Source organism: Azospirillum sp. 11R-A, from assembly GCF_049472615.1.
Taxonomy (GTDB): domain Bacteria; phylum Pseudomonadota; class Alphaproteobacteria; order Azospirillales; family Azospirillaceae; genus Azospirillum; species Azospirillum palustre.
In genome coordinates this window covers 13300-35965 of sequence record NZ_JBCEBL010000001.1, presented here as the reverse complement: position 1 = coordinate 35965, position 22666 = coordinate 13300, and the positions used below count along the sequence as shown (strand labels likewise).

At 68.6% G+C, this 22666-nt stretch carries 17 protein-coding genes; 5 read left to right on the top strand and 12 right to left on the bottom strand.

All coding sequences use genetic code 11. The features are described 5' to 3' along the window. Positions 1-10 precede the first annotated feature (10 nt). Complete coding sequence (locus VH569_RS00155) at positions 11-1261, bottom strand: MFS transporter (protein ID WP_423313065.1); 1251 nt, start codon at positions 1259-1261, stop codon at positions 11-13. Between the two features lie 122 nt (positions 1262-1383). Further along, entirely contained in the window at positions 1384-2337 is a 954-nt protein-coding gene (locus VH569_RS00150) for a LysR family transcriptional regulator (protein ID WP_423313063.1), read from the bottom strand. Between the two features lie 121 nt (positions 2338-2458). Here VH569_RS00150 and VH569_RS00145 point away from each other — a divergent pair, with 121 nt between their 5' ends. Further along, positions 2459-2926, top strand: a complete 468-nt coding sequence (locus VH569_RS00145) for an NUDIX hydrolase (RefSeq protein WP_423313061.1) — start codon at positions 2459-2461, stop codon at positions 2924-2926. On the opposite strand, the gene VH569_RS00140 is transcribed toward VH569_RS00145, so the two are convergent. From VH569_RS00140 to hisS, 9 genes are all read right to left on the bottom strand, one after another. Then, positions 2880-3767, bottom strand: coding sequence for an EAL domain-containing protein (locus VH569_RS00140; RefSeq protein WP_423313059.1), 888 nt, complete (start codon positions 3765-3767; stop codon positions 2880-2882). The two genes, VH569_RS00145 and VH569_RS00140, sit on opposite strands and share 47 nt — an antisense overlap. 207 nt (positions 3768-3974) lie before the next feature. Then, complete coding sequence (locus VH569_RS00135) at positions 3975-5645, bottom strand: Na/Pi cotransporter family protein (protein ID WP_423313057.1); 1671 nt, start codon at positions 5643-5645, stop codon at positions 3975-3977. Between the two features lie 149 nt (positions 5646-5794). Then, on the bottom strand, positions 5795-6895 hold the full coding sequence (ychF, locus tag VH569_RS00130; protein ID WP_423313055.1) for a redox-regulated ATPase YchF: 1101 nt from the start codon (positions 6893-6895) through the stop codon (positions 5795-5797). A 114-nt stretch (positions 6896-7009) separates the two neighbouring features. Next, positions 7010-7582 carry an aminoacyl-tRNA hydrolase gene (pth, locus tag VH569_RS00125; protein ID WP_098739456.1) on the bottom strand — a complete coding sequence of 191 codons (573 nt, stop codon included), beginning with the start codon at positions 7580-7582 and terminating at the stop codon, positions 7010-7012. 95 nt (positions 7583-7677) lie between these two features. Next, positions 7678-8274 carry a 50S ribosomal protein L25/general stress protein Ctc gene (locus VH569_RS00120; protein ID WP_423313053.1) on the bottom strand — a complete coding sequence of 199 codons (597 nt, stop codon included), beginning with the start codon at positions 8272-8274 and terminating at the stop codon, positions 7678-7680. Between the two features lie 225 nt (positions 8275-8499). Further along, entirely contained in the window at positions 8500-8760 is a 261-nt protein-coding gene (locus VH569_RS00115; RefSeq protein WP_146208015.1) for a hypothetical protein, read from the bottom strand. Between the two features lie 119 nt (positions 8761-8879). Next, a complete protein-coding gene (locus tag VH569_RS00110; RefSeq protein ID WP_423313050.1) occupies positions 8880-10889 on the bottom strand; it encodes a S8 family peptidase in 2010 nt (669 codons plus the stop codon). A gap of 184 nt (positions 10890-11073) precedes the next feature. Continuing rightward, a complete protein-coding gene (locus tag VH569_RS00105) occupies positions 11074-14103 on the bottom strand; it encodes a transglycosylase domain-containing protein (protein ID WP_423313048.1) in 3030 nt (1009 codons plus the stop codon). A gap of 109 nt (positions 14104-14212) precedes the next feature. Next, positions 14213-15562: a histidine--tRNA ligase gene (gene hisS / locus VH569_RS00100; RefSeq protein ID WP_423313046.1), complete on the bottom strand. Its 1350-nt coding sequence runs from the start codon at positions 15560-15562 to the stop codon at positions 14213-14215. A gap of 206 nt (positions 15563-15768) precedes the next feature. On the opposite strand from hisS, the gene VH569_RS00095 reads away from it, so the two are divergent. The 3 genes from VH569_RS00095 (at position 15769) to VH569_RS00085 (ending at position 19608) form a co-directional block, all read left to right on the top strand. Further along, complete coding sequence (locus VH569_RS00095; protein ID WP_423313044.1) at positions 15769-16377, top strand: hypothetical protein; 609 nt, start codon at positions 15769-15771, stop codon at positions 16375-16377. 198 nt (positions 16378-16575) lie between these two features. Continuing rightward, positions 16576-17631: a dihydroorotase gene (gene pyrC, locus VH569_RS00090; RefSeq protein WP_423313042.1), complete on the top strand. Its 1056-nt coding sequence runs from the start codon at positions 16576-16578 to the stop codon at positions 17629-17631. Between the two features lie 57 nt (positions 17632-17688). Next, a complete protein-coding gene (locus VH569_RS00085) occupies positions 17689-19608 on the top strand; it encodes a tetratricopeptide repeat protein (RefSeq protein ID WP_423313040.1) in 1920 nt (639 codons plus the stop codon). 48 nt (positions 19609-19656) lie between these two features. Here VH569_RS00085 and xseA read toward each other — a convergent pair whose 3' ends face one another. Then, positions 19657-21291 carry an exodeoxyribonuclease VII large subunit gene (gene xseA / locus VH569_RS00080; protein WP_423313038.1) on the bottom strand — a complete coding sequence of 545 codons (1635 nt, stop codon included), beginning with the start codon at positions 21289-21291 and terminating at the stop codon, positions 19657-19659. A 73-nt stretch (positions 21292-21364) separates the two neighbouring features. Between xseA and purD the strand changes: the two genes are divergently transcribed. Beyond that, a complete protein-coding gene (gene purD, locus VH569_RS00075) occupies positions 21365-22651 on the top strand; it encodes a phosphoribosylamine--glycine ligase (RefSeq protein ID WP_423313036.1) in 1287 nt (428 codons plus the stop codon). Positions 22652-22666: the final 15 nt, after the last annotated feature.

Below are 22666 nucleotides of genomic sequence, written 5' to 3'. Positions count from 1 at the left end.
GGTGTATATCTTACGCCTTTGCCTCGGCTGCCGCCAGCGACGGGGCGGGCTTCTCGGCAATCGGCCAGTGGACGATGGTCGCGAACATGGCCAGCGCCACGCCCAGCCACCAGACCACGTCGTAGGACCCCGTCCGCTCATACAGCACGCCGCCGAGCCAGACGCCCAGGAAGCCGCCGACCTGATGGCTGAAGAAGGCGAAGCCGTAGAGGGTGCCCATGTAGCGGGTGCCGAACATCAGCGCGACGAGGCCTGAGGTCGGCGGTACGGTGGACAGCCACAGCAGGCCCATCACCGCGGCATAGGCGATCACCGTCACCGACGAGATCGGCAGCAGGATGAAGATTGCCGTCGCGATGCCGCGCGAGAAATAGTTGGCGCACAGCAGGTAGCGCTTGCTGACCTTGCCCGCCAGGATGCCGGAGGCATAGGAGCCGATGACGTTGAACAGGCCGATCAGCGCCAGCGCCCAGGCGGCCAGCGTCGGACTGATGCCGGCGGCGGTCAGGTAGGGCGGCAGGTGGGTGGTGATGAAGGCCAGCTGGAAGCCGCAGACGAAGAAGCCGGCGACCAGCAGCACATAGCTGCGGTGCTGGAAGGCCTGACGCACCGCGGCGATGTAGCCGATGTTGGCGCCGGTCACCGCCGGGGTGCCGCTCGCGGTCATGCCTTTCGGGCCGGGGAAGACGCCGGCCAGCAGCGGCACCGCGATCATCGAGGCGGCCAGCAGCAACAAGGCGGTCTGCCAGCCGAAGCCGGCGATGAAGGCCTGACCCATCGGCGCGAACAGGAACTGGCCCATCGATCCGGCGGCGGTGGCGATGCCGACCGACCAGCTGCGCTGTTCCGGCGGCAGCAGCCGGGTGAAACCGGCGATGATGATGCCGAAGGAGGCGCCGGACAGGCCGAGCCCGATCAGCACGCCGGCGGTCAGGTACAGCTCGACGCTGGTGGTGGCATAGGGCATCAGCGCCAGCCCGGCGGCATAGAGGATCCCGCCGCCGGCCAGCACAGGGGCCGGACCGTAGCGATCGGTCAGCGCCCCGGCGAAGGGGCCGCCGGCGCCCCACAGGATGTTCTGGATCGCCATCGCCAACGCGAAGACGTCGCGGCCCCAGCCGCGGGTTTCCGAAAGCGGGCCGATGAACAGGCCCATGCTGGACCGCGGTCCGAAGGCCAGCATCGAGATCAGGCAACCGCAGACGACGACGAGTGCGGGCGTCCTCCAGGAGGGCGCCGGTGCAGGGGTAACGGTGGTCAAGGCATCCTCCCGGATCCGGGCGCCGTTGCGGGGTATCGCCGCGCGCCGGTGTTATGGAACTGCTCTGCCTCCGACGATAGGCGGGCCTCAACAGTTCGGCAAATTCATAATCGGCAATCAGGTCATTCCGCAGCGGAATGCAGGAAGCGATGTTCGCGCATCGCATGCTTGGTTGCTGTGCACTCGGGCGGGCGTCCGGCCGCCAACTCCCGCCGAAGCGCCTCCTCCAGCCGGTCGAAGACCGGGGCGATGCGTCCGGCCGTCCGCGACTGGATCAGCCAGATCGTCACCGACATCCGGAAGTTGGGAAGGTCGAGCGGGCGCACCGCCGCCGCATCGGGGATCGGCGCGATCAGCCCCATCGGTGCCAGGCCGAAGCCGACGCCGCGGGTCACCAGCGACACCAGCAGGCTCTGGTCGTAGGCCTCCACGGTCACGTTCGGCTGCAAGCCGAGCGGCGCCAACGCCTGCTGCAGCGCTTCGCGGTAGCGGCAGCCGTTCGGTTGCAGCACCCAGCCGCGCCGGTTCATGGCGGCGAGATCGCTGGATGCATCGTCGGGAGAGGCGATGATGTTGACCGGTTCGGTGCCGATCCGGCGGACCGGCAGGTCGTCGGGCGGCATCTGCCCCTCGCACAGCAGGATCACCGCGCCGTCCAGCGTGCCGGCGCGGACCTGCTCGATCAGCGGGTTGCTCCAATCCGAATGCAGTCGCAGGGTCAGGCCGGGGAAGCCGGCGCGCAGCTCGTCCAGCGGCCGTCCGGTGGCCAGAGCGGTCAGCACATGGGCCATGCCGAGCCGCAGCAGCCCGCGCGGTTCGGCCGACCCGGCGAAAGCGTCGGTGAAGTCGCTGGCCGCCGCCAGGATGCGCCTTGCATGGGCCAGTGCCAGTTCGCCGTCGCGGGTCAAGGCCAGCGGCTTGGTCTGTCGGTCGAACAGCACGACGCCAAGCTCCGCCTCCAGCCGCTGGATCAGCCGCGACACGGCGGACTGCGTCAGCCCCAGCCGGTTGCCGGCCTCCTGCACCGACTGCGCATCGGCAACGGCGATGAAGGTGCGGATCTCGTTGAGCTTCATGGGGCGGCCATACGGTCGGGTGGGGTGTACACCGGCAGGACGCGGCACTGCGTCTTCGCGACTGGTGTACCAGTGTCGGACCGCGCTACCTTTGGGTCAAGACATCGATAGGGAGCCGTTCATGTCCGCCACTCCGCTCGACCGTTCCAGCCGCGAATATCCCGACCGCCCCTGGGTTGGCGTCGGGGCCGTCGTCTGGCGCGGCGACAAGGTGCTGCTGATCCGGCGGGGCAAGGCGCCGCGGATGGGGCAGTGGAGCCTGCCGGGCGGAGCCCAGTCGGTCGGCGAGACGGTGTTCGAGACCGCGGTGCGCGAGGTGCGGGAGGAGACCGGGCTGGAGGTGGTGCCGACCGGGATCGTCACCGTGGTGGACGCCATCACCCCCGATGCCGAGGGGCGCGTCCACTACCATTACACACTCGTCGAGGTGGCGGCGGAGAGTGCGGAAGGCGAACCGCTCTGCGCCGACGATGCGCTGGAGGCCTGCTGGGCGACCGCCGATGAGGCCGGAGAACTGACCGAGTGGGACGAAACCCGCCGGGTCATCCTGATGTCTGCGGCCCAGCGGCAGAGCCCCCCGACCCGATAGGCGGCAGGATCGCGCTGCGCTCGGCCAGGAAATCGTCCACCCCGTCGGCGGTCAGCGGGCGCGACAGCCAATAGCCCTGCAAGACATCGCAGCGGTAGGCTTGCAGGTAGAGCCGCTGTTCCGGCGTCTCTACCCCCTCCGCCACCACGCCCAGCTCCAGCGCGTGGGCCAGCGCCACTACCGCCTGGACGATGGCGGCGGCGTCACGGTCCTCCACCATCGCCTGGACGAACTGCTTGTCGATCTTCAACGCCTCCACCGGCACCCGCCGCAGGGTCGCCAGCGAAGACCAGCCGGTGCCGAAATCGTCCAGCACCAGCCTGATCCCGGCACCCCGCAACCGCAGCAGCGCCTCGCGCGCCTCGGCGGTCTGGCTGAACATGCTGGTTTCGGTCAGCTCCAGCTTCAGGTTGGCGGCGGGCAGGCCGGTTTCCGCCAGGATGCCCAGCACCTTCAGCACCAGCCCGGGATCGTCGAGCTGCCGCGCCGACAGGTTGACCGACACCGGAATGTCGGGATAGCCGGCGCGCAGCCAGCCGGTCGCCGCGACACAGGCCGTCCGCAGGGTCCAATCGCCCAGCAGGTGGATCGCCTCCCCCTGCTCGGCCATCGGCACGAAGACATCGGGGGGCAGCATGGTGCCGTCGGACAGGCGCCAGCGCGACAGGGCCTCGAACCCGGTCAGGCGGTTGGTGACGACATCGGCCTGGGGCTGGAAGACCAGGGACAGTTCCTGCCGGTCGATGGCGTCGCGCACCCGCGCGGCGAATCCGGCGTCGGATATCCCCTGTGTGCCGGGTCCGTTCGCGGGTCCGTTCGACGTCGCGTGCGTGTTCGCCACCGTCCGCTCCCTCTCGACAACCATTCCTTGGCTCTTCAAAACCCCCTTGGGGTTCGCTGCCATAACAACCACAGGAGGGGTTTGTTAACCATGTCGCGAAAGAGCTTGACGAATTTTATATGGTTACGAAAGTGTTAACGTTGCTGCGCCGGTGACAAGAAAAGGTCGAAGCCGAAGCGGCGCGGTTCCCCGATGGGACGTGAACACTTACGCCCGAGCTGCCCCCCTTTTGAGACGACTGGGCAGCAGCTCACCCGATTGATCGAGGACTGGATAGGCGGCGGCGACCAGATGGGCGTTGATCCGGCGCAGGTCGCGCAGGATGTCGAGGTGGAGAGCGCTGGTCTCCACGCTTTCCTTGCGACCGGCGCGCAGGCGGGCGAAATGCGCCTCGGTGGCGCTGGTCTCCAGATCGCGGATCACCTCCTTTTCATGGATCAGAGCGCGGGCGGAGCGAACGTCGCGCGACACGAAGACAGCGGCGGCCAGCCGCTGGGTTTCGCTCAGCCGTTCCAGCATGCCGGCGATCTCGCCGGCCCCCTCGGTGGAGAAGCGCAGCTTGCGGCGGATTTTCTTCGAGGCCGTCTCCATCAGATTGCAATCGACGATGTCGCCGACATGTTCGAGGTTGATGGTGAAGGTCAGCACGTCCGACATCCGGCTGGCATCGCTTTCGTCCAGATCCTCGACATTGATCTGGGTGAGATAGCCTTTGATCGCCTCGTGCAGCCGGTCCAGCACATCGTCCATCCGGCGGATTTCCTGCACCCGCTTGCGGTCGTCGGTCTGGATCACGTCCAAGGCACCACGCAGCATGCCGTCCACCGTGTCGGCCATGCGCAGTGCCTCGCGCGAGGCATTGGCGATGGCGAGGTGGGGGATGCGCAGCGCGCTGCGGTCGAGATAGAGCGGCATCGCCGGGTCGGCGACCGCCACCCGCTCCGGGAACATCCGGGTCAGTGCTCGCGCGAACCAGGGCAGCGGGCCGATGAACAGCCCGGCCATCGCCAGATTGAAGGTGAGGTGGAAGTTGGCGGCCAGCCGCGTGGCGTCCGGCGACACCGCCTGCAGGCCGGCGGTGATCGGCCCCAGCAGCGGCACGACGATGAGGCAGCCGACGAGGCGGTTGATCAGGTTGCCGACCGGCAGCCGCCGGGCCGCCGGGTTGCGGCCGTCGCCGCCCGGCCCCTCGATCACCGGATTGACGGCGCTGCCCAGGTTGGCGCCTGCTACCATGGCGATTGCGGCCTCCGGCCCGATCACCCCGCCGCCGGCCAGCGAGGCGATCAGCAGGATGGCGGCGACGCTGGAATGGGCGGCCCAGGACAGCAGTGCCGCCAGCATCACCGCCACCACCGGATCGGCGGTCAGCATCGCCAGCATCCGCCGCAGCATCGGCGCATTCTCCGCCGGGGCGATGGTCGCCAGCAGCAGGTGCAGCGACAGCAGCATCAGGCCGAGCCCGATGGCGACACGGCCCAGATCGCGGCTGCGCGTCCGCGCCCCGCGGCGGAAGGCGATGAAGCCGCCCAGCAGCAGGACCGGTGCCACATGGGCGACGTCGAAGGCGAGGATCTGGACGATCAGGGTGGAGCCGACATTGGCCCCCAGCATCACCGCCAGCGCCGGCATCAGCGACACCAGCCCGGTGGCGGTGAAGCCGGTCGCCATCAGGCCGGTGGCGGTGCTGCTTTGCAGCAGCATGGTGATGCCCATGCCGGACAGGAAGGCGGTCCAGCGGTTGCGCAGTCCGGCCCCGAGGATGCGGCGCAGGTCGCCGCCCAGCGCGCGGGTCAGCCCGCTCTGCACCATGTGCAGCCCCCACAGGAGCAGCACGACATTTCCGGCGAGTTCCAGCAGCACCCGTGTCGCCTGCATCGCACCCCCTCTGTCGGATCGGGGATGCGGTCAGGCGGCACCCCTAACTGAAGGGTAGGGTGCGCGGATTGTTACGACAATATGACAGTTGGGTGACAGCGTAGGGGAAAGGGGGCCATGAAGCCCCTGTTCCCCCGGTTCAGCATGCCTCAGACGTTGAAGCGGAAGTGGAAGATGTCGCCGTCCTGGACAACATATTCCTTGCCTTCCTGGCGCATCTTGCCGGCGTCCTTCGCCCCCTGCTCGCCGCCGAGGGTGACGAAGCTGGTGTAGTCGATGGTCTCAGCGCGGATGAAGCCGCGCTCGAAGTCGGTGTGGATGACGCCGGCGGCCTCGGGCGCCTTGGCGTTGCGGCGCACGGTCCAGGCCCGCGTCTCCTTCGGGCCGACGGTGAAGAAGGTGATCAGGTCCAGCAGCTTGAAGCCGGCGCGGATCAGCTTGTTGAGGCCGGTTTCCTCCAGCCCCATCGACTCAAGGAATTCGGCCTTCTCGGCCGGGTCGGACAACTGGGCGACCTCGGACTCGATGGCGGCCGAGATCACCACGACCTCGGCGTTCTCGGCCTTGGCCTTTTCAGCGACTTTGGCGGAAAAAGCGTTGCCGGTCGCGGCCGACGCCTCTTCGACGTTGCAGACATAGAGGACCGGCTTGTCGGTCAGCAGCATGAACTGCTTGAACACCGACCGCTCGTCGTCCGACACCTCGACCACGCGGGCGGGTTTGCCGTCCTGCAGCACCTTCAGGGCGCGCTCCATCAGGTCGGCCTTGATCTTGCTGTCCTTGTCGCCGCCCTTGGCCTTCTTCTGCAGGCTGGTCAGCTGGCGTTCAAGGCTTTCCATGTCAGCGAGCATCAGCTCGGTCTCGACCACCTCGGCATCGCGCAGCGGATCGACGTTGCCCTCGACATGGGTGATGTCGTCGTCCTCGAAGCAGCGCAGCACATGGACGATGGCGTCCACCTCGCGGATGTTGGCGAGGAACTGGTTGCCCAGCCCTTCACCCTTCGACGCCCCGCGGATCAGGCCGGCGATGTCCACGAACTCCAGCTGGGTCGGGACGACCTTCTGCGACTTGGCGATCTCCGCCAGCTTGTCCTGCCGCGGGTCGGGCACGCTGACGCGGCCGACGTTCGGCTCCTTGGTGCAGAAGGGGAAATTCGCCGCCTCGGCCGCCTGGGTGGCGGTCAGGGCGTTGAAAAGGGTCGACTTGCCGACGTTCGGCAGGCCGACGATGCCGCAATTGAAGCCCATGGTTGGGTGCTCGCCGTCGGAAATGCTGGAATTGACGCGCTTTATCCTACGATGGGGACCAAAGCGCAAACGCGAAGTGGGGGAATGCCGGAACCGGCAAGGCTCGGCAGGCGCCTATTTGCCTTGGGTCGCCACCGTCACCTTGTTCATGAACAGCTCCGGCTGGCCGTCCACGATCAGGGGGAGGTTGTCGGAGACGGCGTCCAGCAGCGGATCGATCCAGCTCTGGTCGGCCTTGGCGAAGTCGTGCAGCACATAGCCGCTGACCAGATCCTTGTTGCCGGGATGGCCGATGCCGAGCCGGACGCGCCAGTAGTCCTTGCCGATATGCGCGTCGATGGAGCGCAGGCCGTTGTGGCCGCCATGGCCGCCGCCCTTCTTCACCCGGATCTTGCCGGGGGGCAGATCGAGCTCGTCATGGATGACGACGACGTTCTCGGGCTTCAGCTTGTAGAACTGGAGGGCGGCCACCACCGATTGGCCGGACAGGTTCATGAAGGTGGCGGGCTCCAGCGCCAGCACCTTGTCGCCGGCGACGGTGCCTTCGGCGGTCTGGCCCTGGAACCGCTTCTTCCACGGGGTGAAGCGGTGGCGCTGGGCGATGGTCTCCACCGCCATGAAGCCGATGTTGTGGCGGTTGCGGGCATACTCGTTGCCGGGGTTGCCCAATCCGACCAGAAGCAGCATGTCCCTCACCCTTTATTCGGAAACCAGGCTCCACAAACGAAGCGGGGGGCCGAAGCCCCCCACCGTAACCATCTTCGAAGAACGGACGCTCCCGATCAGGCAGCGGCGCCCTCTTCCGACTTCAGGCCCGACGGCGCAACGATGGTCGCGATGGTGAAATCGCGGTCGGTGATCGTCGAGGTCACACCCTCCGGCAGCTTGACCGAGGAGATGTGGATCGAGTCGCCGACATCGAAGCCTTCGCACGAGATGGTGATGTGCTCGGGGATGCTGTCGGCCGGGCAGCTCAGCTCCAGCTCGTGACGGACGATGTTCAGCACACCGCCGCGCTTCAGGCCGGCCGACTTGTCCTGGTCGGCGAACTCGACCGGAACCTGCACGTTGATGCGGGTGTCGGACGAAACGCGCAGGAAGTCGACATGCAGCGGGACGTCGGTCACCGGGTGGAACTGCACGTCGCGCGGCAGGACGCGGTGGGCAGCGCCGTCGACGGTGACGTCGAACAGGTGCGTGAAGAAGCCCGGCTGATGCAGGACGCGGGTGAACTCGAACTTCTCGAGCGAAATGGTGACAGGAGCCTGCTTACCACCGTAGATGACGGCCGGAATACGGCCGTCACGGCGGGTCTGGCGGGCGGTCCCCTTGCCGGCCCGTTCGCGCGTCTCAGCGCCGAGCGGAATGATCTTGGTCATGACGATGCTCCAAAACGAAAAGGGCGCCGGCCTCCAGGGGTGCCGACGCGTGCGCGGCGTGCATACGGCAAATGGCGGGGCACGTCAAGGTCCGCGCGGAATGGAACATTTGAAACATCGCGCCGCCGGCTGTTCACTGTTCCATCCCCACACCCGTCCCATCCGTCGCCGCCAGTCTGCCACGGCGGGGCGGAGCGGGTGAAATTATCGTCAAGAAGGCTGGCGTCAGGAAGACTGGAGCGGGCGCGACAGGGCGATCGACCGCACCGCCGGATCGGCCTCCAGCCCGGCGAGGTCGGCCGCGGCGATCTCGGCGGTGACGATACCCGGGGCTATCGGCCTGCCGCTGGACAGGCAGTCGGGTGCGGCGGCGTTCGCATGCAGGCGGACGATCACCGCGACGCGCTGGGCGTCGTCCAGCGGCTGGGCCAGCATCGACGGGGATGGGCTTTCCAGCTTCCTGAGCGAGGCGAGGTCAATCGGCATGCCGGCCATCCATAGGAAGAGAGCGGAGGGGGACGGGAGCGGAAGCAGCCTCCGAGTCCCGGTGATGATGAGCCCCACCTCCCGTCAGGGCAAGAGCGCGGCGGTTGCGGCTTACCAGCTCACCCTTGGCCCTGGGCTGCCTGCCACTCGTCGAAGTCCGGGTTGCGGGCGGAGTCGTGGTCCAACTCCTCCAGGATGGCTGCGGCCGACGCCCGTCCGTGACCGTGCTGCGGGTCCCAGTCCGCTCCATCGGGCGGATCGCGGCGGACCATGCGGATCAGGCGCTCGCGCAGCGCCGCATTGTCCATCGGCAGGCCCTTGCGGATGGACCGGGCATAGATCAGCGCGATCAATCCGGTCACCGCCGGGGCGGCCATGCTGGTTCCATACTTCTCGACCACGCCGGTCACCGTCCGCGACCATGCCGCCTTGACGCGGTGTCCGGGGGCGGAGAGATCCGGCTTCTGCCGCCCGTCGCGGGTCGGGCCGGCGCTGGAGAAGAAGGAGATCGGCGTGCCGGTCGAATGGGCATCGTGCGACCCGACGATGATCGTCGAATGGCCGGTGGAGATCGAGCCCAGCATGTGGGAGGCGACCGGTTGGAGGAACTGCGCCTGGCCGGCATCGAACCGCTCGATCCAGGCGTGATAATCGACGGGGCCGTCGTCCAGCGCCCGGAGCCGGATGGCCCATTCCCCCTTCGGCGCCCCCATGGCGATCCAGATGCCGATCACGTTGTCGTGGTTGTTGGGATCGTCCAGCCGGTTGACGATGAAGATGGCCGGCGGTTTGCCCGGAAGGCCATAGGGCAGCGATCCGTTCGGCTCGACCGGACCGATCTCGGTGCCGTCGGGGGCGACCAGCGTCACCGACAGGCGGCGCCGGCCGGGATACCACAGCTCCACCTCGCCGCCGGCAGAGGTGGTCTCGAAGCCGGCGATGCCGAGCGTCGGGATGCCCAAGCCGATGGAACACTCGCCGCTCGCCGGGACGGTGCCGCTGGTGTGGGTTCCGCTCTGCTGGGAATTGCCGGCGGCGATCACCACGGCCCGGTAGGGAGCCGCGTTGACCATGGCGTCCAGCCCCTGTTCGACCAGGGAGGTACCGTCATGCGGACCGCCGTTGGTGCCCAGGCTGAGATTGACCACGCAAGGCCGGTTGCCGGCGGCGTTGAAGATGTAGTTGACCGCCTCCAGCAGCTGGACGGTGCTGCCCAGCGTGTGGTTCAGCTGGTCGGGCGAGTTGACCGGGGTGGGGAGCTTGGCATCGACGAAGATCAGCGACGCCTTCGGCGCCACGCCCGGCTGTTGCGATCCCAGCCCGTTGCCCGCGGCGATGTCCATGACATGGGTGCCGTGGGTGCCGTTCTCCTGCGGCTTGCCGGGATCGTCCTTGGGCGGAGCGTAGCCGAGGGCGTCGTAAGGATCGTCGGTGGCGAGCGCCGCATCGATCTGCTCGGGCGTGTAGAGCGCGCCGTAGGGGAAGGGCGAATTGGGTGTGCCGGACTGGTCCCACACCGCCAGCAGGCGTGTGCGCCCGTCTGCCTGCCGGAAATTCCGGTGCATGTAGTCGCAGCCGAAATCGACCACGCCGACGATGACGCCCTCGCCATCCCGGTGCGCATGCTGGACCCAGGGCGGCAGCAGGCCCGGCTCCGCGGGTTCGGGCAATCCCGGCACCGCGAGGCTGCCTAGCCCCATCTCGGAAATGGTGGCGTTCAGCGCGGAATGGGTCGGCTGCGCCGCCTTCAGGCTGAGCACCACGTCATGGGCGTGAACCGCCTCGACCTGATCGGCATGCAGGCGGCCGGTGACGATCCACGACCCGTCGGCCGCCTTGCCGATGGTGCTGGCGGAATTCACGCCCGGCAGGGCCGCCCAGCCGTCCGGCGAGGTGACACGGGCGATGACCGGCACCTCTTCGGCCGCTGCCGGCGCTGCGGCCATGCTGTCCTGTGCGGAGCGGGCATGGCTGCGGCCGTGGCTGTCGCGGTTGACGATGCGGAGCTGGAGCCGGTGATCCATCGGGGTGCCGGGGCCGCCCGGAAGGCTGCGCGCGGCGGACAGATCGGCGGACTCGACCGGGGCCAGGCCCATGTGGTGGGCGTGCAGCGGTAACCGTGGCGCCATCGGCGGAGGCCTCCGTAAGCGGGATCCGAACCACAGACCGCACTCCGACCAGCCGGACGGGGAGAGCTTCTACAAAGAAGCACAGCTCCCGCCGCGATGCATGCGAAAGACAGTTGTCCGTGGACTGCATATACTTTTACGGAAGATACTTTCCGGATTGCAACCGTTCAGGAGGCTCCTGATCCTACAGCCCCGTCGGGGTCGGACGGGTGTCGGCGGTGCGGGTGGTGCCCTGGTCGACCAGCGGCTGGAGCGCCGGGGCGAGGCTTTTCAGCAGCTGGGCGGGCAGGGCGCTGGTGAAGCGGTAGTTGTCGGCTTCCGGGCCATGGACGAAGGCGGTCATGGTGCCGAAGAAGCGGTCGCCGATGTAGAAGACGAAGGTGGCGGTGCGGTTGACCGCCTTCGATTCGATCAGCACGCCGCCCGGTCCCCAGCGATCCAGCCGGTGGTCGCCGGTGCCGGTCTTGCCGCCCATCGGGATCGGCGCGCCGGTGGGGTCCTTGAAGGAGCCCCAGATGCGCTTGGCGGTGCCGTTCTGCGCCACGTCCATCAGGGCGCGGCGTAGGGTGGCGCAGACCTCCGGCCGCAGCACGCGTTCGCCCTGTAAGGGCCCCAGCCCGAGCTTCGCCTCATAGGGCGTGCCGGCGGCGAAATGCAGCGAGCGGATCTTCACCGTCGGTTGGCGCACCCCGTCGTTCAGGATCAGCCCCATCAGCTCCGCCAATGCCGCCGGACGGTCGGCCGAGCTGCCGATGGCGGTCGCCAGCGACGGCACCAGCGTTTCGAACGGATAGCCGACGCTGCGCCACTGGGCGGTGATGCGCTGGAACGCCTCCTCCTCCAGCCCGATGCGGATGCGGGTGTTCTGGGCGGCCATGCCCTTCTTGAACAGCCAGCGATAGCTTTCCTGGCGTTCGTCGGCGCTGGCGGCCAGCACCTCGGCCCGCTTGGCATCGGGATGCTGCTGGAGATAGGCGACCAGCCACAGCTCCAGCGGATGGACGCGGGCGAGATATCCCAGATCGTTCAACGGGAAGCGGTCCGGCCCGTATTTGGAATAGAGCGCCGACAGCTCGGTGTCGGACAGCGCCTTTCCCGGCAGCCGGCCGCGCAGGAAGCCGGAGAACTCCGCCAGCCCGGCCTTGGGCCGCACGCTGCGGAAGATCACCGCCAGCCGGTGCGGCACCGGGCGCGAGCGGGTCGCCAGCCGGGCCAGCGCCTCGTCCGGGCTGCGCTTGCGGTAGTCGTTGTAGAAGCGGTTGAGGAAGTCCGTGCCCTCGCGGTCGGCGAAGCGGGCGAGATAGGCCTGACGGGCCGGATGGTCGGGGGTGCGCAGGATGTCGGCGCCGTCGTCCGCCCCCTCGTCCATGTAAAACTGGACGACGTCGCGCATCAGCCGGATGAAGGGCAGGTTGACGCTGTTCCGCAACGCCTCCTGCACGGTCAGGATGCGGCCGTTGTCGTCCTTGTTGAAGTTGACGAAGCTGTGCTGGCCGCCGCCGGTGAAGAAGACCTCGGCCGGACTGGCGGAATAGCGCCGCTCCATCGCCGCATCGAGCATGGCGGGCAGCCGGCGGTCGGGCGCCGCGGCAAGCCAGGAGGTCGCCCAGCGGGTCAGGTTGTCCGACGCCTCGTCCTCGACATCGCCCAGCAGCTCCTTCGGCAGATGGGCGTAGCGGCTGTGCAGTTCGGCGACGATCTGCAGATATGTCGCCAGCGTGCGCAGCTTGGCGGTGGAGCCGAGGTCCAGCTTCGCCCCGTCGTTGATGTCCAGCGGCTGGTCGAGGTTGTCGGCCTGGACGCGCAGGTAGTTGGCCTCGGGGCCGCGCTCGTAGAGGGTGATCGAATAGACCAGCTTGGACAGGTCGTTGTTGCGGGCGTCGAGCAGCCGCTCGCCGGTCAGCCCGAGCGAGCGGGCATAGTCGGGCTCGTTCAGCCTGCCCAGCACCTCTACCACGCGGGCCTGGGTTTCGGCGTCCAGGGTGGACTGCGCGGTCAGGTCGAGCCGGTCGAGCGCATAGAGGTTGGAGACGCCGAGCATGCCGAGCAGCCGGGCGCGGATGGCGTTGGTCGCCTTCTGCTCGACATAGGAGGTGGCGGGGCTGGTCGGCGCCTCCTCGCGGAAGACCAGCGGGGTGGCGAGTGCCGCGTCGCGCAGGGCGGGATCGATCGTTCCGGCCTGGGCCAGGGCGCGCAGATGGGCGTCGGCCAACCGGTCGAGGGCAGCGCGGTCCTGGATCAGGTAATGGGAGGGTCGCCGCTGGGCCAGCAGCAGGGCCAGCACCTGCTTGTAGGCCAGCGCCTTCAGCTTCAGCGTGCGCGGGTCGCCTGCGGGGTCGCTGAGCACGCGCTTGGCGATGGCGAGGTCGGTGCCGAACCAGGCCCACAGCCCGTCGCCCAGCCCGTTCACCTCGCCGAAGCCCGACCGCGCGGTCAGCGGGGTGGAGTTCAGGTAATCGACCAGGATGCGGCGGCGGGCCTGGGTCGTGTCCTCGCCGTCGCTGTAGGCGCGGACGCTGGCCGAGGTCATCTGGCGCAGCTTTTCCACGCTGCCGACGGTCTGGCCGTCGGGAGAGTGGCGGTACTTCTCGATCTGGGTGGCGAGCGTAGAGCCGCCGGGGGAGCGCTGGCCCGGCCGGATCATCTGGAGCGGCAGCATGGCGACGGCAGCGCCGAAGCGGTCCCACTCCACCGCCGGGTTGCGGCGCGGCTGGTCCTCGTCCAGAAGTTCGCGGTTCTCGATGAACAGCAGTGTGTCGGCGACCAGCTTCGGCACATCGTCGAAGCCGTCGAACACCCGTTCGGGATAGCGCGCCGAATACATGACCGCGCCGTTGCGGTCGAGCAGGGTCAGCCCGGCCTGCGTCTTCTCGCGGTAGATCGGAAAGCCGCCGCCGGCCATGAAGCGGTCGAGCGCCGGTGACAGCACCGCCTGCCGCTCGATTGCGTAGACGTCATGGGTCAGCGCGTCGAGCTGGCCGGGCAGGGCGGTGTAGCCGAGCCGCTCGTTGTACGGCCCATGCTTGGGATGGCGTGCCTGCGGATTGGGGCCTTCTCGCAAGCTGACGGTCATCGACTGGGCGACGCCGGAGAGCAGCCGGGCCTGGAGGCGCGAGGTCTGCATCTCCTGCCAGCCGGCATAGCCGGCGGCGGCCACGGTGGTCGCCAGCGTCGCCGCGACCGCCGCCCGCCGTGCCCAGCGTCCAACCTGCATCCACCCCTTTGCCATCTCGGATGCGCACCCCCTGTCGCCCGACCCACCCGGCCGGTGTAGGTCGGAACGATAGACGAATTATGGTTAACGGGGATTTAAGGGGTGCCTCTTACCCCTCCAGCAGCGCCTTGGCGCGGGCGGCCAGCTCCGTCAGCGGGACCTCGACCTGTTCGCCCTTGACCAGATGCTTCAGGGTCGCGGTGCCGCGGGCCTTCTCGTCGGAGCCCATCAGCAGGACGACCGGGATGCCGGCGCGGTCGGCATACTTCATCTGCTTGGCGATCTTGCCGCCGTCCAGCTGGATTTCCGTGTTGATGCCGGCGGTGCGCAGCTCGCTGGCCATGCGGAAATAATCGGCGGACAGGGCCGGGTCCATCTGCGTCACCAGCACCTGGGCGGTGGGGGTGGCGTCCTTGATGATGCCGGCCTCCATCAACTGGTAGAACAGGCGCGTGGCGCCGATGGAGATGCCGACGCCCGGCAGCTTCGACTTGGTGTAATGGCTGGCGAGATTCTCGTAGCGACCGCCGGAGCAGACCGAGCCGATGCCGGGATGGTCGTTCAGGAAGGTCTCGTAGACGGTGCCGGTGTAGTAATCGAGGCCGCGCGCGATGGCGAGGTTGATGCGCACCGTACCCTCCGGCACCTGGAAGGCCTTCAGCCCCTCGATGACGGTGGTCAGCTCGCCCACGCCTTCGCGGAAGATGTCGGTCTCGATGTCGAGCGCGCCGAGTGCGGCCAGCGTCTCGGCGTTGGTGCCCTTCATGGCGATCAGCGAGAGGATGGTGTCGGCGGCATGCTCGGTCACGCCGAGGCCGAGCAGGCTGGCGCGCACCTTGTCCTGGCCGATCTTGTCCAGCTTGTCGATCTCGCGCAGCACCAGGACGCGGGTGTCGGCGTCGGCGACGCCCAGACCGTCGAGCAGGCCCAGCAGGATCTTGCGGTTGTTCACGTTGATGGTGAAGCCGCCGAAGTTCAGCTCGGTGAAGACATGGTGGATCACCGCCGGGATCTCGGCGTCGTAATGGGCGGACAGGCTGTCCTTGCCGATCACGTCGATGTCGCACTGGTAGAATTCGCGGAAGCGCCCGCGCTGCGCCCGCTCGCCGCGGTAGACCCGCTGGATCTGGTAGCGGCGGAAGGGGAAGGCGAGGTCGCGCTCATGTTCCGCCACATAGCGGGCGAGCGGCACCGTCAGGTCGAAGCGCAGCGCCAGTTCCGGCTTGTTGCCCTGCTGGATCGCGCCTGTCGACTGGACGAAATAGACCTGCTTCTCCGTCTCGCCGCCCGACTTGGTCAGCAGTGTGTCGACCGTCTCGAACACCGGGGTTTCGACGGGGACGAAGCCGAACCGCTCATAGCCGCGGCGGATGGTGTCCAGCATGCGCTGGAAGGCCACCTGCTGGCGCGGCAGCAGCTCCATCGTTCCGGGCGGGGTGCGGGGCGTGATCAGGCTCATCGGAGAAGGTCCGCGCTTGGATAGGAAAAGCGTGGGTTTTCTAGCCCCTTTCGCCGGCCCCGTCACCTGCGGCCAAAAAAGGCGGCGGAAAAATTTTCAGGCTCCTCGAAAATTTTTTGGAAGGGCGTGGAATGAACGGCAGCGGGGCCACGTTCATCTAAGCACGATCCCGCAACGAGGATCGCTCACCGAAATGGAGAAACCAAATGTCCGGCACCGTCTTTGGGTCGCGTATCCGCTCGTCCGTTTCGACCTTTGCGTTCGTCGCCCTGATGGCGACGGCCCCCGTGCTGAGCGCGGGTGCGGCAACGGTTGCACCGGCCGCTCCGGCAACGCCGGCCCCCGCCGCGACGACCGACTCCACCACGACGGCTCCGAAGCTCGACCAGAAGGCCGATCAGAAGGCTGTCACCAAGAGCGAGGCCACCAAGACCGAAGCCACCAAGAGCGAGGCCCCGAAGGCCGACGCCACCAAGGCCGACGCCACCAAGGCGGATGCCGGCAAGACCGAGGCGGGCAAGACCAAGCATGAGCAGGTCGCGGCCACCCCGAAGGCCGAAGTGACCAAGACCCAGGCCGACGCCGTCGCCAAGGAACTGGGCGCCAAGCCGACCGACCAGCTGACCGTCCAGCTCGGCAAGTACCACGAGCGGATGCTGGCCGCCCATGCGCTGAAGGACAGCGCCGCCCGCGACAAGGCGGTGACCGACGCCCGGCAGCAGCTCGCCGGCATCGGCGGCAAGCCGGTGACTGCGGAGCAGGCCGCGAAGATCGACGGCATCCTCGGCCTGAAGACCTCGACCACCATCCAGTAAAGTTTCGGGCCAGTAAGGTCCGGGCCAGGACGGCCAGCCCCCCGCCAACGCCGGCCGGCGGGGGGCTGGCGGTTTCTCCTCATGCTTCCAGTCCGTGTTTCCGGTTTGGGGGACCGCCTCTGTTGAGATGCCGCGGCGATGGCGATAGAACGTCGTCCAAGCTCACCGCCCCTCGACACCAGCGCCGGGACCCGATCCATGCCGAACGACCGTCTTGTCATCCGCCGTCCCGACGACTGGCATGTCCACCTGCGCGACGGCGCCATGCTGAAGGCGGTTCTGCCCTTCACCGCCCGCCAGTTCGGCCGCGCCATCGTCATGCCGAACCTGAAGCCGCCGGTGGCAACGGCCGCCGATGCCGTGGCCTACCGCGAGCGCATCCTGGCGGCCCTGCCGGACGGCGTCGCCTTCACCCCGCTGATGACCGCCTACCTGACCGACGGCACCGACGCCGACGATCTGGCGGAGGGCTTCAAGGACGGGGTTTTCGCCGCCGCCAAGCTCTATCCCGCCAACGCCACCACCAACAGCGCCCATGGCGTCACCGACATCGCCCGCATCGCCCCGGTGCTGGAGCGCATGGCGGACATCGGCATGCCGCTGCTGATCCATGGCGAGGTCACCGACCAGTCGGTCGACATCTTCGACCGCGAGGCGGTGTTCATCGACAGCATCCTGGCCCCGCTGCTGGAGCGTCATCCGACCCTGCGCGTCGTGCTGGAGCATGTGACGACGGCCGACGCCGTGCAGTTCGTGCGGGCCCATGCCGCCAGCGGCCGGATCGCCGCCACCATCACCGCCCACCATCTGCTGATCAACCGCAGCCACATCTTCCAGGGCGGCATCCGCCCGCATCTCTACTGCCTGCCGATCGCCAAGCGCGAGACGCACCGGGTGGCTCTGGTCGAGGCGGCGACGAGCGGCGAGGGGCCGTTCTTCCTCGGCACCGACACCGCGCCGCATACGGTGACCGCCAAGGAGGCCGCCTGCGGCTGCGCCGGCTGCTTCACCGCCGCCAACGCGCTGGAGCTCTATGCCGAGGCGTTCGACGAGGCCGGCGCGCTCGACAGGCTGGAGGCCTTCGCCAGCCTGAACGGACCGCGCTTCTACAACCTGCCGGTCAGCGAGGAGCGGGTGGCGCTGGAGCGCCGTCCGTCGGTCGCCCCCGACCTGATCCTGGTCAGCGAGGGCGACGCCGTGCTGCCCTTCCGCAGCGGCGAGACTCTGCGCTGGAGCTTCGTCGGCGCGGTGTGACGGTCTGCGGACCGGTTTCGCGGAAAAGGGCGCGGATAGGGGAAGGACGGAACGGTCATGGCGACGATCCAGGAAGCTCTGCTCATCGCCTTCGACCTGCACCAGGAGCGGCGCTTCGACGAGGCGGATGCCATCTATCGCCAGATTCTGGATGCCGTCCCCGACCATGTCATGACGCTCCACCTGCGCGGCATCCTGCTGGGGCAGAGCGGCAGGCTGGAGGAGGGCTGCGGCCTGATCCGGCAGGCAATCGCCGGCGATGGGACGCAGCCGGATTTCCATACCAATCTCGCCGGCCTGCTGGAGGCGCTGGGCCGGTCCGGCGAGGCCCTCGACCCGATGGTCCGCGCCGCCACCCTCGACCCGACCCGGACCGTCCAGCTCAACGATTTTGCGATGCGGTCCTTGAAGGCGGGCCGTCCCGGCGAGGCCGCGCAGGCACTCCGTGCCGCGGTTGGGGTGCAACCGCTTTCCATCGAGTTGCGCTGCAATCTTGCGGTGGCGCTGGCCGCCGATCGGCAGGGTGCGGCGGCGGCGGCGGAGCGCCGCATCGCCCTGCTGCTGGCCCCCGATGCCGCCGAGATGCTGCGGCTGCTGGGGGAGTATCTCCTGCAGGTGGGCCGGCAGGCTCCCGACGGCGAGGCGGCACGGACGCTCCGGCGTGCCCTGATCCTCGACCCGCTGCATCACGGCATCTGGAACGGGTTGGGCCGGCTGCACAAGGAGGCCGGACGATTCACGGAGGCGCGCCGGGCCTACGAGTCCGGCCTTGCGGTCGACCCGGCGGCAGCGGAGCTGTGGAACAACCGTTCGAATGTCCTGAAGGGATTGGATGAACTGGACGCCGCGCTGACCGGCCAGCGCCGGGCGGCGGCGTTGCGGCCGGACGAGATCGGCATCCGCAGCAATCTGGGCGACGCGCTGCTGCTCGCGGGCCATCCGGAGGAGGCCCTGGCGAACACGCAGGCGGTGCTGGCGCTCGCTCCCGACCTGGGGGAATCCCAGCTGCTCCGCGCCCTGGCCCTGCTGACGCTGGGACATTTCGAAGAGGGGTGGGCGGCCTGGGAAGACCGCTGGACCGTACAGCCCTGGCTGTTCGCCGCCGGACGGTTCCCGCAACCGGCCTGGACGGGCCGGCCGCTGGGTGGAAACCGTCTGCTGATCTGGGGCGAACAGGGGATCGGCGATGAAATCCAGTTCGCCAGCCTGCTGCCGCTGCTGGTCCGGGCGGGTGTCAGCTGTGTGTTGGAATGCGAACCGCGGCTGGTTCCGCTGTTCGCGCGCTCGCTGCCGGAGGTTGAGGTGGTCGCGCGTGGCTGGCCCCCAGATCCAAGCCTGACGCGGACCGAGGCGGCCGCCCCGGATCGTGCCCCGATTGCCGCGCAAATCCCGGCGGGCAGCCTGCCGCGCCTGCTGGCGGATGCCGGGGGTGTCCCGCGCTCCGCTGCGCCCTATCTGCTGGCCGATCCGGCCAGGATTTCGGGTTTTCGCACGGCGAATCCGGCCGGTACGCTGGCGGTCGGCATCGCCTGGCACACGACCAATCCCAAGCATGGGCGCAGTCGCAACATTCCATTGCGCGTGCTGGCGCATGCGCTCCACCGGCCCGGCGTCCGCCTCGTGGTGCTGCAATATGGCGACTGGACGCAGGAGATCGCCGCCTTGACGGCGGATGGCATCGACATCGGCGGGCTGCCCGGTCTCGATCCCTGGGGCGATCTGGATGGGTTGGCCGCGGCGGTTGCAGCGGTCGACCTTGTGGTCTCCATCGACAATGTCACCGTGCATCTGGCCGGGGCGCTGGGGCGCCCGACCTGTGCATTGCTGCCCTATGCTGCCGAATGGCGCTGGCTGCGCGACCGGACGGACACCCCCTGGTATCCGACCGTCACACTATGCCGCCAACAGGCGCCGAAGGACTGGAGCGTGCCGCTGCGCCTTGCACGGCAACGGCTCGATGAGCTGGCCGGCGGATAGCCGGCTCCGCTCCTGGCCCCGCTCCCGGCCCGCCCTGGCCGCCCGGTCTCAGAACAGGCTGCCCTGTACCGGCACCGGCCGAGGCTTGCGCGGTGCCGGCTTCTTCTCCGGCTTGGGTTCCACCTCCGCCTCGGGCTTCATCTCCACCTTGGGCGCGCCGCCATCGACGGTTGCTGCAACCTTGGCATCGTCGGCGAAGACGATGTTGACGGCCAGACCCGGCGTCGCCTGATCGGCGCGGGTCACCGGGCGACCGTCGCGGTCCTCGACCAGGGCGAAGCCACGGGCCAGCACGCCCTTGTAGCTGTAACTCTCCAGCAATTGGCCGAGCGACGCCAGAGACGCCGCCTTGTCGGCAACCCCCTTGGCATGGCTGCGGTCGAGGCGCGGCGTCAGGTCGGCAATGCGGCGTTCGCCGTCGGCCAGCTTCACCCGCGCCGGGGTCAGCGACAGCCGGCCGGCAACCCGGTCGAACCGCCCGCCGGCGGTGGTCACCGCATGGCGCAGGCCTGAATCGAGGGCGCGGCTTTCCGACGCCAGCTTCTGCTCGGCCTGGGCCAGTTTTTCGCGCGGATGGCGCAGCTTTGCGGCCAGCTCGCCGACGCGGGTGCGGCGGCGCTCCAGCAGGGCTGAGGCGGCAAGGTTCAGGCGCTCCGCCCGGTCGTCCAGCCGCTGGGCATGGCCTTCCAGCAGGGCGCGGGGATCGCCGAGGCCGCGGGCCAGCCCCTCCACCCGGTTGCGGCGGTCCTCCACCGCGCGGGAGGCGCAGGCGAGCAGCCGGCGCTCGTCGTCGAGGATCTGGGCCAGCAACTCGCCGCGCACCGGCACCGCCATCTCGGCGGCGGCAGTCGGGGTGGGCGCCCGCAGGTCCGACGCGAAGTCGATCAGCGTGGTGTCAGTCTCGTGGCCGACGGCGGAGATCAGCGGGATGGCGCTGGCCGCGGCTGCACGGACGACATTCTCCTCGTTGAAGGCCATCAGGTCTTCCAGCGAGCCGCCGCCGCGCGCGACGATGATCAGGTCGGGTCTCGGAACGCGCCCCCCCGGCTGGATGCGGTTGAAGCCCTCGATGGCCGCCGTCACCTCGGCCGCCGCACGTTCGCCCTGCACCGCGACCGGCCACAGCAGGACATGGCGGGGGAAGCGGTCGTTCAGCCGGTGCAGGATGTCGCGGATGACAGCGCCGGTGGGAGAGGTGACGACGCCGATCACGTCGGGCAGGAAAGGGATGCGCTTCTTGCGGGCGGGATCGAACAGCCCCTCCGCCGCCAGCCGGCGCTTGCGCTCCTCCAGCATCTTCAGGAGCGCGCCTTCCCCGGCCAGCTCCATCGACTCGACGATCAGCTGGTACTGCGAGCGGCCGGGATAGGTCGTCATGCGCCCGGTGACGATGACCTCCAGCCCTTCCTCCGGCCGGACGGCCAGCTTCGCCATGGTGCCACGCCAGCACACTGCCTCGATCACCGCGGTGTCGTCCTTCAGGCGCATGTAGCAGTGGCCGGAGCTGTGCTTCTTCGGCTGGCTGATCTCGCCGCGGACGCGGACGAAGCCGAACTCCTCCTCGATGCTGCGCTTCAGCCGGCGGGCGAGGTCGCCGACGGTGAATTCCGGAAGGTTGGAGCCGGGGCGCGGTTCCGGGGCAATCAGCGGCGTGGAGGTTTGGGGTGCGTTTTCGGACGTCATGGCGCTCTTGAGTTGGGGCGCCGCCATGATACAAGGCGCGCAGATCGCAACAAGGCGGAAGGAGCGCCCCCCCATGAAAGTCCTCGTCGTCGGATCGGGCGGTCGTGAGCACGCGCTCTGCTGGGCCATTTCCAACTCGCCGCTGTGCGATGCGCTCTATTGCGCGCCGGGCAATGCCGGCATCGCCGACGTCGCCACGCTGGTGGCAATCGGGTCGGAGGATGTCGACGCGCTGGTGCGCTTCGTCCAGGAGAATGCCATCGACTTCGTCGTCGTCGGTCCGGAAGGGCCGCTGGTGCTGGGTCTGGTGGACAGGCTGACCGCGCTGGGCGTCAAGGCCTTCGGGCCGAGTGCGGCGGCGGCGGAGCTTGAGGGTTCCAAGGGCTTCATGAAGGACATCCTGGCGAAATACGGGGTGCCCACCGCCTTCTACGAGCGCTTCAAGGATCCCGAAGCCGCCAAGGCCTATGTCCGCAGGCATGGCGCCCCCATCGTGGTGAAGGCCGACGGTCTGGCCGCCGGCAAGGGCGTCACCGTCGCCCGCACCGAGCAGGAAGCCTTCGAGGCCATCGACGACGCACTGGTCGGCGGCCGCTTCGGCGCCGCAGGTGCCGAGGTGGTGGTCGAGGAGTTCCTGGACGGCGAGGAGGTCAGCTTCTTCGCGCTGTGCGACGGCGAGAACGCACTGCCGCTGGCCTCGGCCCAGGACCACAAGGCGGTTGGCGACGGCGACACCGGCCCCAACACCGGCGGCATGGGCGCCTATTCCCCGGCCCCGGTGCTGACCGCCGATTTGCAGGACCGCGTGATGCGCGAGATCATCCTGCCGACGGTCAAGGGCATGGCGGCGGAAGGCAAGCCGTTCAAGGGCGTGCTGTTCGCCGGCCTGATGATCATGCAGACGCCGGACGGCCCGGTGCCGAAGACGCTGGAGTTCAACGTCCGCTTCGGCGACCCGGAATGCCAGACGCTGATGATGCGGCTGAAGTCCGATGCGCTGGCGGCGCTGGTGGCGGCGGCCGACGGGGTGCTGGACAGCATCGACCTGCGCTGGCACGACCGCACCGCGCTGTGCGTGGTGATGGCGGCCAACGGCTATCCCGGCGATTACGCCAGGAACACCGAGATCCGCGGGCTGGACAAGGCCGGCACGGTGGATGGGGTGACCGTGTTCCATGCCGGCACCAGGCGGGCCGAGGATGGCCGGGTGCTGTCGGTCGGCGGCCGGGTGCTGGGCGTGACCGCGCTGGCGCCGACGGTGGCGGAGGCTCAGACGGCGGCCTACAAGGCGGTGGACGCGCTGGACTGGTCGGGGGGCTTCTGCCGCCGCGACATCGGCTGGCGGGCGGTGGGGCGGTAAGCTCTGCTGTCGGAC

Bases quoted from the DNA above. Each gene is read 5' to 3' on its own strand.
- pyrC (WP_423313042.1), top strand. From the start codon at position 16,576: ATGCCGAACGACCGTCTTGTCATCCGCCGTCCCGACGACTGGCATGTC.
- xseA (WP_423313038.1), bottom strand. From the start codon at position 21,291: ATGACGTCCGAAAACGCACCCCAAACCTCCACGCCGCTGATTGCCCCG.
- VH569_RS00095 (WP_423313044.1), top strand. From the start codon at position 15,769: ATGTCCGGCACCGTCTTTGGGTCGCGTATCCGCTCGTCCGTTTCGACC.
- VH569_RS00120 (WP_423313053.1), bottom strand. From the start codon at position 8,274: ATGACCAAGATCATTCCGCTCGGCGCTGAGACGCGCGAACGGGCCGGC.
- VH569_RS00110 (WP_423313050.1), bottom strand. From the start codon at position 10,889: ATGGCGCCACGGTTACCGCTGCACGCCCACCACATGGGCCTGGCCCCG.
- ychF (WP_423313055.1), bottom strand. From the start codon at position 6,895: ATGGGCTTCAATTGCGGCATCGTCGGCCTGCCGAACGTCGGCAAGTCG.
- VH569_RS00115 (WP_146208015.1), bottom strand. From the start codon at position 8,760: ATGCCGATTGACCTCGCCTCGCTCAGGAAGCTGGAAAGCCCATCCCCG.
- purD (WP_423313036.1), top strand. From the start codon at position 21,365: ATGAAAGTCCTCGTCGTCGGATCGGGCGGTCGTGAGCACGCGCTCTGC.
- hisS (WP_423313046.1), bottom strand. From the start codon at position 15,562: ATGAGCCTGATCACGCCCCGCACCCCGCCCGGAACGATGGAGCTGCTG.
- VH569_RS00145 (WP_423313061.1), top strand. From the start codon at position 2,459: ATGTCCGCCACTCCGCTCGACCGTTCCAGCCGCGAATATCCCGACCGC.
- VH569_RS00135 (WP_423313057.1), bottom strand. From the start codon at position 5,645: ATGCAGGCGACACGGGTGCTGCTGGAACTCGCCGGAAATGTCGTGCTG.
- VH569_RS00085 (WP_423313040.1), top strand. From the start codon at position 17,689: ATGGCGACGATCCAGGAAGCTCTGCTCATCGCCTTCGACCTGCACCAG.
- pth (WP_098739456.1), bottom strand. From the start codon at position 7,582: ATGCTGCTTCTGGTCGGATTGGGCAACCCCGGCAACGAGTATGCCCGC.
- VH569_RS00105 (WP_423313048.1), bottom strand. From the start codon at position 14,103: ATGCAGGTTGGACGCTGGGCACGGCGGGCGGCGGTCGCGGCGACGCTG.
- VH569_RS00150 (WP_423313063.1), bottom strand. From the start codon at position 2,337: ATGAAGCTCAACGAGATCCGCACCTTCATCGCCGTTGCCGATGCGCAG.